An 8,658-nucleotide genomic window follows, 5' to 3' on the forward strand; every position below is an offset into this window, starting at 1 on the left:
ATCCACGGCGAAGCGATGATTCGCACTGCCGGTCCAGAGCGGATGGTGCACTTGGAGCAGGTGATGGAGAATGATATCCACCTCGCTGAATTACATCGGGAACTGAGAGAGACGATGACGGAGCCTTCACGGGGTTGATAGCTCAATTTGGTATGACCACTCTGAAGATTCGTCAACGTTAGGGGAAGTAGAAAATGAATTTATGGAATCAGGAAGTAGAGCGGAAATTTTTTCAAGAAAAAATCAATGACTCTGGGGCACTTGAACGACTTTTTTAGGTCACTGAAGATGATAGGTATCTTGCCTACTGGCCGAAAAGTTATCGGGGCAAAAAATCAACCCTACAAAGTAGGAATGCTCTGATCGGCGAATATACTGAAACATGGACAAAAGAACTATTACAAAAATGTGTAAACGACGAAAATACTTTTGTAGTTAGGGGTGCAGTATGCAGAGAGATAGGATTGTCTAAGAAATCTCCAGCGAATATCGTTATTGCAAAAAAAATAGATCTGAGCTTGCCCCAGAAGATATTTTGATAATTTTTGAAGTAAAGATGTCCGTGGTATGGAATTGGGAATTTCACAATAACCAATTGATATGTTCGGGAGATTATAGAACGCATAAAGGCAACCCAGGGCTTTTAAGATCGGATTCCATGCTAAAAGCAATTGGAAAAGCAGTTACTATTAAAACATCAGGCTACAAAGCTTCTGCAATTCCTATTATTGTTCTTGGTAATACTCCTATCACAAACCACTATTTCAAGAAAGTTGACAATTTGAAAACATCAGGAATTGTTCAGGGATTTTGGTCGCTCAACCCGACCCCTCTTGATAGAGGGGATTCTATAAAGACTACGAAAAAGGAAGGATTTATCAGATTTGATTCTTATGAATCTCTTAGGGCCTCTTTAGCCGAGCTGCTTTCGACAGAACTCAATTTTTTCTCCAGCATGGAAAGTAAAGAAACACTTGGCAGATTCATTGAGATAGCAGAAAGAGAGTCAACCTACGAAAAGAAAGCGGAGAATTTTCTCAAACTATTGGAGTCTAAAAAAAATGAATAAAACCGAACCGAATCCCCGAAAAGGCGGCACAAAGACGAGTGCGTTTGGAATTTCTGGAAGAATAAACCATGATTCCAGCGAATTTTATAATAGCAAATTGTACGCTGGTAAGAAACCCTCGGAAAAAGTTGAATTCATAGAAAATTCAATTGACAATGTAATCCTCAATCAAATCTATTGCAAATCAAGTGAAAATATGTCGGAGATACCGGATTCAAGTATCCATCTAATGGTGACTTCTCCACCATATAATGTGCAGAAAGAATACGATCAGGATTTGTCCCTAGGTGAATACAGAGAACTGCTTAGGAGCGTGTTCACCCAAACCCATAAAAAATTGGTGACAGGTGGACGGGCATGTATTAACGTTGCAAATCTAGGGCGCAAACCTTATATCCCATTGCACAGCTATATCATCGAAGATATGTTAGAAATTGGCTATTATATGCGGGGAGAAATCATCTGGAATAAAGCATCCAGTGCTAGTCCTTCAACAGCATGGGGGAGTTGGATGTCTGCAGCGAATCCTGTTCTGAGGGATATTCATGAATATATCTTAGTTTTTTCTAAAGGATCGTTTTCAAGGAAACGCAACCGTAAAGAGAATTCCATCAGAAAAGAAGAATTCCTAGAATGGACGAAAAGCGTCTGGACATTCCCAGCGGTATCTGCCAGAAGTATTGGGCATCCTGCTCCGTTTCCCGAAGAATTGCCGCATCGATTGATTCAGTTATACACATTCAAAAACGATGTTGTTTTAGACCCATTCTGTGGTAGTGGCACGGCTTGTTTAGCTGCACTTAAATCAGGTAGAAATTATATCGGCTATGATATTGATGAAAAATATGTTGAACTTGCAAATGACAGGATAGAACGATACACCTCTCAAAAGAGACTATTTGACTAATATGTATGAGTGCAGGTTGCCACCTGTCGTCCCGCCGGGGTTTTGGGTTGTAGTAATTCACTCTGCCTCTGTGGTGTCTGCACTGCCATCGGATAGTTCCTTTCAATTGGATTGGCATTGTATCACAATCTTGGTTGAGATTGTGGCCCAAATTTCCGATGGCAGTACAATATCTCAAGAATACATTGATGTTGCATATTACAGATTATACCATGAGCAATCTTTTGTTGAGGAGTCGCCAAATGAATCAGTGCATAGTAGACCTACTGAATGACCCAGAAAAACTTTCTCATTTTACTTTGGGATTACCAGAGGCTTTTGAAGTCGTCGAGAAACAATTGCCAAGCAATTCTGCACAGGGGCTTCTCCGTGAACAGGTTATTATTGGATATTTCAGGTTTATGTTTGGTGGTGATGAGGTGATATTACCGTCAAAAACTAACGAGAGAAACTTTGATGTTACTCTATGCGGAGAAGATTTAGCAATCAAGACAGTAACAGGAAACTCTCGCACCGCAATCAAAGTTCACTGGACATCTGATAATCAAAGAGTTGAAGAAGAAATTGCCACATATTATCCAAAGTCGGATTTCCTGTGGATTACAATACATTGGAACAAAACTGCCGATAGCATCTTCTATATTCCGCTTTCTGTTCAGATCGAAACCCACAACACTCTTGGCGATTCCGGTTATCTAGCGAGATTAACAGGGACAAATAATAGAGGAATCCCACTCTCAAAAGAAGCCTTTTCGATGTTAAAAGAACATCCAGACACCCTACGCCGAAAAGTAACTTGGGTAAGGCAAGGAGTTGACTTTGACCCTCACGAAGAATGGGAAACCTATTGGAAAAGACGACATTCCGACTAAAAGCCTACATCTACACAGTCCCAAACAAATAGATGTCACTCCAAAACAAAAGGAAAATTTCATTTACACAAAATGTCTTGACCTTAAAAATAAGGCAATCACAGCAAAAAACGTCATTGACAGAGAATGAAAGTAGTCAAAAAGAGAACCGAGGGATTTTCAATAACTAGCAACTTGGGTTATAATAGGTGGAATGGTAAGAAAATGAGCAACCACGCAAAAGACGTTCTCCCTGCGACAAGGGGGATCAAAGGGGGTTAGATCTCTACAAGATGAAAAAAGCAACAATTTTAACCAAACGACAATTCTTCCTACTCATTGTGGTTTTCGTGGCGTTGGTAGGTATCTGGGACGCTTCTGCTGCCATCACCGGGAAGATTTCGGGTGTAGTCACCGCTGAAGCGACGGGTGCACCGTTGCCAAATGTCACGGTAACACTTGTCGGGACAAGCAGCACCACAACGACAAACGACGCAGGCTATTATGTCCTTATCAATATCCCACCGGGCGGCTATGATGTGAAGGCAGACATCGCTGGCTATGGTGCGGAGACTGTGGCGGGTGCGAAGGTGTTCGCCGGGCTTACCACAACCTTAAACTTCGCGCTAAAGGCTGCCGATGTTGTCACGCTCGAAGAGGTAACGGTAACGGCTACTAAACCGCTGATTAAGCGGGATGTTACGCAAACAACGCGGATTATTGAAGCGGAGGATATTGAAGCCATGCCCCGCGATACCGTAAATGGGATTCTCCAAACGCAGGCGGGTGTGACGGTGAATAACGCATCTGGTGCGCTCCATATTCGCGGCGGTCGTTCGATGGAGGTTAAATATCTGATTGACGGTCTCCCGGTCAATGACCCAATTGGCAGCGGTTTAGGCATCGGTATCAACACCAATGCTCTTGAACAGATGGAAGTCATCACGGGTGGGTTCAACGCAGAACACGGTAACGCACAATCCGGTGTAATCAATCTTATCACGAAAGCCGGCACCAACAAATTTTCGGGTCGAATCCGATATCGAGTCGGGCAGTGGGCGACGCACCACGGCGATCCGGTATACGGTCCTTGGCTAGATCCGGACAACAACTTCCAACCGGTAGCACTTGAACCTTTCCGGGGGATCTTTCTCGGCGAACCTTACGGCTATCAAACCCCTTATCGGGGAGACGCCACTACGGTCGAGGAGTTGGCAAGTCGAGAGGGTGATGCACAGGTCGAGTTCAAGGAGATTGTCCCCGGCGTGTATGCGGACAGAGCAGAAAACCCGCTGCTGCCTGTTATTGATCCTGCTACAGGCGAGCCTCAGGTGGATGCCGCGGGTGAAGTCGTTATGGCACGCCAACCTTATCAAGACACCGATGGCACCGTTATTGACTATGAGAAGAAACAGGTTACGCTGTTAGATGGCTACATCGTGGATTTGAACCAATACAGTGGGTTATTCAACGAGACGAAAGCGTACGATCTGAGTCCGAGCCATATCGGGGAATTCGCGCTCAATGGACCGATATGGGGAAACCGGTTAACCTTCTCATTCGCTAGCCAGCTGCAGCAAAATGAAAGTTTCCTACCCAATGCTGATTCAACGGGATACACCTTTCAGGGCAAACTCAAGTTTGAAGTGACGCCCGAAATTAAGCTCACGGCAAGTGGGCTTTTCGATCAGCAGGAATCCCATTCCTATGGCGGCAGTCTGCGCTTTTTACCCAGCGCGATTCCGGTGGGGAACAGGGATGGACGTAGCCTTTCCGTGCAACTCTCACATAACCTCAACTCCGGCACCTTCTACACGTTGACGCTTGGGCAATTCCATCGCTCTTTTGAGAGCCATCAACCGGATAAAGTGTGGGATCCGTTGAATAAAACGTTTGATGAAAACGCGTGGGACCCCGACAAATCCTTTGAGGAGAATCAGGAAGAGGGAAGAATAAGAAACCCAACTCAACAAGCGTACAACGATACAACCTACTACATTGCAGGCGATGACAATGCTTGGACAGACCGCAATTCGACGACATCAATAGTGAAAGCGGATTTTGCCAGCCAAGTCACGGAGAATCATCAGATCCAGACGGGTGTCGGCTTTACGGCGCAGGACATCTACAATCTCGGCACAACCAATTGGGGTAGTTCAAACCTCTATATGGAGTATTATGATGTAGCGCCTAGCTCCTTGAGCGCATACCTACAAGACAAGATGGAGTATGCGGGGATGATTGTCAATGCGGGGTTGCGGTATGATTTGTATAACCCAGACGGGGTCTCACCCGCGGATCCTTTGGATCCGCTTGAACTCAATGAGGATGGAACAATCAAGCTAGATAAAAGCGTCTACACAGTTGGATTGCCGGTGATCAAGGATCCGGTTGAGGCTTCCACCAAACAGATGATTGCTCCACGCCTCGGCATCTCGTTCCCGGTAACAGATCGGGCGAAGCTGCATTTCACGTATGGGCATTACTATCAAATCCCACGCGGCGACGACCTCTACGAAAATCTCAACTTTGATATGCGGGGAGCGATCCGCAGACGTGGAAATCCCGACTTAGAGCCGGAGAAAACTATCGCCTACGAAGTCGGGATCGCACAGCAGTTCACCGACGATCTAACGGCTGACATCACCGGGTTTACCAAGGATATCGACAATCTGGTGAGTAGCGTGCATGTTGACATCACCAACGATTACAGCTATTTCATCAATGACATCTACGGACGGGTTCAAGGCTTTGAGTTGACGATTCGTAAGTGGCGCACTGGGAATAGTCCAGTTTCCGGGATGCTCAGTTATACCTATTCCGTCGCAAAGGGGAAAGGCTCCAGCCGAAATCTGGGCTACCTGACCTATTATCGGCAACAACCTGAAGTGACTGAAAGCCATCCTCTGGACTGGGATCAGCGGCATGTCGTCTCAGGAACATTGGACATTCAATTACCCTTCGACAGTGCGATTAGCCTGATCGGTCGGTACGGCAGTGGTTTGCCCTACACCCCGAATCCGAGGGCACCGATTAAACCCGATGTGAACTCGAAACGTTATCCCGCAACTTACGATGTTGACGTACTACTGAGTAAGCGCAGCCGGCTTGGTGAGGTGACGTATACCCTCTTTGCGGATATTCGGAACATCTTCAACACGAAAAATCTGTATGATTTGCTTGATGAGGTGACATACGACCGGTATGGCCTCCCGCTTACCGCCAGAAAGCATTCCAGTCCGTTCTCGTGGAGTTCGCCGCGGTTGGTTATGATTGGTGTGAGTTTGGCAAGTATGAAGTGGAATCCTGCACAATTGTTGACCGATTTCTTGGTTGTCGCCGAGCTAGGACAAATTAAGATGCAGCCGGATGCTATTCGCGTTGAAACTTTGAAGATGCCACACAGAGCACCACCTAGCTTGCCGAAAGGAAAAATGGCCGTATATGTCTTTTCTGATAAAGAACGCGTTTTGAAGGTGGGTCAAGCCGGACCAAAGTCTCAGGCTCGCTACACGAGTCAGCATTACAAAGTTGGCTCTGCCCCCGAGCACTTTGGCAGCATCAATTCTGAAGGATAAAGATGCTGTACATAGATATGACCTTAACAAGGGGAACGTGTCCAACTGGATCAAGGAAAACACGGACCGGGTGAATTTCATTCTTGATGCTGATGTGGGTATGTGGGGGCTTATGCTGTTGGAGGTGTTTATCCAGTGCCGGTTACAGCCGGTCTACGAGGGTTTCGCAAGCCAGCACTAGCTGAGGGTAGTGGCAAATCAAATAGGACCGAAAAATCCGGACCAATCAAGAATTAACTTTAAGGATCAGAAACATGAGAAAAATCTATTACTTTTGCGCCGCAGTTCTCATCTGTCTTACTCTCTTAGCATCTGCACAAGAAAATCAAGAATCAAGAGTTGAACAACTTAGAGCTCGACTTGCACCTGCCCTTGAACTCTCGATTGAAGAGCTCCAGCTTGCACTTTCAATCAAGGTTCACGAGACATTCAATGGTGCGTCCATCATTGCTGACGATGGTGAGCAAACATTTCTTGGAAAGATAGATAGTACGGTTGTAGGTGATTCCATCTTCAACGAATTGGGGCGTTACGGAAGCAAGTTTGGGGCAAAGTCTACGTGCAATGATTTTGGTCGCTACGGAGGTGAGTTTGCCACACACAGTCCTTTTAATGAGTTTACGTCATCACCACCGTTTATCGTGAAAAATGGTAAAGTAATAGGGCACCTCACTGTTAATGACTTACTGCAAGATGCAGTGGACCCAAATTGGCTCAAAATGTTCTACAAATAATCGAGACTAGCAAGGTAATGTGTCGAAGGATAATGGAGATAGTGCAATTTCTGTTGGTGAACTTGCTCGTTAGGAGGTAGCAGTCTAGAATGACACGTAACCAACAAATCTCACCGCCAGTTCCGCGGAAGTTTGTGCCTCCAAGCACCAATGAAGCGATTGAATATAAAGGTGTGCAGTACTACATCGGCGAACAAATCGGGAAGGGAGCGTTCGGGGCTGTTTTTGACTGTCGCGACGAATGGGGAAACGAGCTAGCCGCCAAAGTACTTTTGCTACGGAATCGTCCGTATGAGACAGTAAGAGAGGAATGGATTCATGAACTTAAAAATCTTCAACAGCTTCGGCACCCGCAAGTTACCTTTATCCATCAAGCGTTTGAATATCGAGATACGTTCTACCTGATTGTCGAGAAGTGTGCATTCACGTTGAAGGTTTTGATCGAAGACCCCAGCACCAACGGTTTCTTAATGGGCTCCAGTACATCCACGATCATGGATATGTTCACAAGGACTTGCATGCAGGAAATGTTTTTGTATCTCGACAGAAAGACGCAATGGTTCCAGACAAGGACCCTGTTTGGAGATTCAAGATCGGCGATTTAGGGATTAGCCGCCTTGCAGGAGATATTCGTCTCTTCAATACTATTCTTGCTCCATGGATGTTGCCCCCAGAGCACCTAAAACCTGAACAATTCGGTGCGATAGGAACACATACTGATATATATCATGTAGGCTTGCTGTTGTTAAGTCTCCTGCTGAACCAAACACTAGATTTCACGCAAGATGAGATTATTGCCGGCCGTCCGAGAGAACTTGCCGAGGGGCTATCATCAAGATACGCTGTGGCAGTAGCTCGAGCATTGCGGCGGCGTGTCAGGGATCGAACATCTTCTGCGATTGACATGTGGAGGGAAATTTCGGCAGCGTCAGCCGGGCTAGTATCTTAAGGAGCACTGCAAGGAACGTATTCGCCTTCATTCTTAACAAGGAAAATAGAACAAGACAACCAATAATGACTGACAGAATCGCGCTGAATGACGAATTACGTCCCGAGTACGATGAAACATCGCTGAAAAATGGGGTGCGTGGCAAATATGCCCAGCAATATGCTGCTGGTACAAACATTGTCTGTCTCGCGCCAGATGTTGCAGCTGCTTTCCCCAACGAGGAAGCTGTTAATGAGGCTTTACGATTCGTATTGAAAAAGAGGAGTAAAAAGGACTGATCTTGTCTACAACTATTGAAGGCGTTTATCGCGACGGTAAGATTAAACTTTTGAAAACACTCTGTGATGTGTCTAATGATACATCCACAATCGTAACTTTATGCCCTCTCATTCTATAGATTTAGGGGCACATGGGCATTGACAAAGTATGGGCAGCAGAGATAGTGAAATTCAGAGCAACGCGGAAGATGTCGATTTGGAAACAGCATCAAATGACCAGATGATAGCTGAAATGTTGATGTCTACTGACTCTCAGCCATCATAAATGAGCGAGGTGAGTTGGCTTGGTGAG

Annotated in this window: 8 protein-coding genes and 3 pseudogenes (1 of these 11 cut by a window edge); all 11 read left to right on the forward strand. The window is 45.6% G+C overall.

The genetic code is table 11. The annotated features are described in order from the left end of the window. Positions 1 to 138, forward strand: partial view of a phytanoyl-CoA dioxygenase family protein gene (locus tag J4G02_20020; GenBank protein MCE2396816.1) — the end only. It extends 681 nt beyond the left edge of the window; only the last 138 of its 819 coding nucleotides appear in the window; its start codon lies off the left edge, out of view; the stop codon is at positions 136 to 138. Positions 139 to 535: 397 nt separating this feature from the next. Continuing rightward, positions 536 to 1,069: a hypothetical protein gene (locus J4G02_20025; protein ID MCE2396817.1), complete on the forward strand. Its 534-nt coding sequence runs from the start codon at positions 536 to 538 to the stop codon at positions 1,067 to 1,069. Next, a complete protein-coding gene (locus J4G02_20030) occupies positions 1,062 to 1,976 on the forward strand; it encodes a site-specific DNA-methyltransferase (protein ID MCE2396818.1) in 915 nt (304 codons plus the stop codon). The genes J4G02_20025 and J4G02_20030 overlap by 8 nt, the downstream gene beginning before the upstream one ends. 242 nt (positions 1,977 to 2,218) lie before the next feature. Then, on the forward strand, positions 2,219 to 2,848 hold the full coding sequence (locus J4G02_20035) for a ThaI family type II restriction endonuclease (protein MCE2396819.1): 630 nt from the start codon (positions 2,219 to 2,221) through the stop codon (positions 2,846 to 2,848). A gap of 272 nt (positions 2,849 to 3,120) precedes the next feature. Beyond that, a pseudogene (locus tag J4G02_20040) lies at positions 3,121 to 3,495 on the forward strand (carboxypeptidase regulatory-like domain-containing protein). A 264-nt stretch (positions 3,496 to 3,759) separates the two neighbouring features. After that, positions 3,760 to 6,108 (forward strand): annotated as a pseudogene (locus J4G02_20045) (TonB-dependent receptor). A 12-nt stretch (positions 6,109 to 6,120) separates the two neighbouring features. Beyond that, positions 6,121 to 6,586, forward strand: a pseudogene (locus J4G02_20050) (hypothetical protein). Between the two features lie 73 nt (positions 6,587 to 6,659). Further along, positions 6,660 to 7,139 (forward strand): hypothetical protein, encoded by a 480-nt coding sequence (locus J4G02_20055; GenBank protein MCE2396820.1) that lies wholly within the window; start codon positions 6,660 to 6,662, stop codon positions 7,137 to 7,139. An 89-nt stretch (positions 7,140 to 7,228) separates the two neighbouring features. Further along, entirely contained in the window at positions 7,229 to 7,744 is a 516-nt protein-coding gene (locus J4G02_20060; protein MCE2396821.1) for a protein kinase, read from the forward strand. After that, a complete protein-coding gene (locus tag J4G02_20065) occupies positions 7,696 to 8,088 on the forward strand; it encodes a hypothetical protein (GenBank protein MCE2396822.1) in 393 nt (130 codons plus the stop codon). The genes J4G02_20060 and J4G02_20065 overlap by 49 nt, the downstream gene beginning before the upstream one ends. A 65-nt stretch (positions 8,089 to 8,153) precedes the next feature. Next, positions 8,154 to 8,366, forward strand: a complete 213-nt coding sequence (locus J4G02_20070; GenBank protein ID MCE2396823.1) for a hypothetical protein — start codon at positions 8,154 to 8,156, stop codon at positions 8,364 to 8,366. The last annotated feature ends 292 nt before the right edge of the window (positions 8,367 to 8,658 follow it).

This window comes from Candidatus Poribacteria bacterium, from assembly GCA_021295755.1.
Classification (GTDB): domain Bacteria; phylum Poribacteria; class WGA-4E; order WGA-4E; family PCPOR2b; genus PCPOR2b.

Coding starts and splice junctions, on each gene's coding strand:
- J4G02_20030 (MCE2396818.1), top strand. CDS start 1,062: ATGAATAAAACCGAACCGAATCCCCGAAAAGGCGGCACAAAGACGAGT.
- J4G02_20035 (MCE2396819.1), top strand. CDS start 2,219: ATGAATCAGTGCATAGTAGACCTACTGAATGACCCAGAAAAACTTTCT.
- J4G02_20055 (MCE2396820.1), top strand. CDS start 6,660: ATGAGAAAAATCTATTACTTTTGCGCCGCAGTTCTCATCTGTCTTACT.
- J4G02_20060 (MCE2396821.1), top strand. CDS start 7,229: ATGACACGTAACCAACAAATCTCACCGCCAGTTCCGCGGAAGTTTGTG.
- J4G02_20065 (MCE2396822.1), top strand. CDS start 7,696: ATGGTTCCAGACAAGGACCCTGTTTGGAGATTCAAGATCGGCGATTTA.
- J4G02_20070 (MCE2396823.1), top strand. CDS start 8,154: ATGACTGACAGAATCGCGCTGAATGACGAATTACGTCCCGAGTACGAT.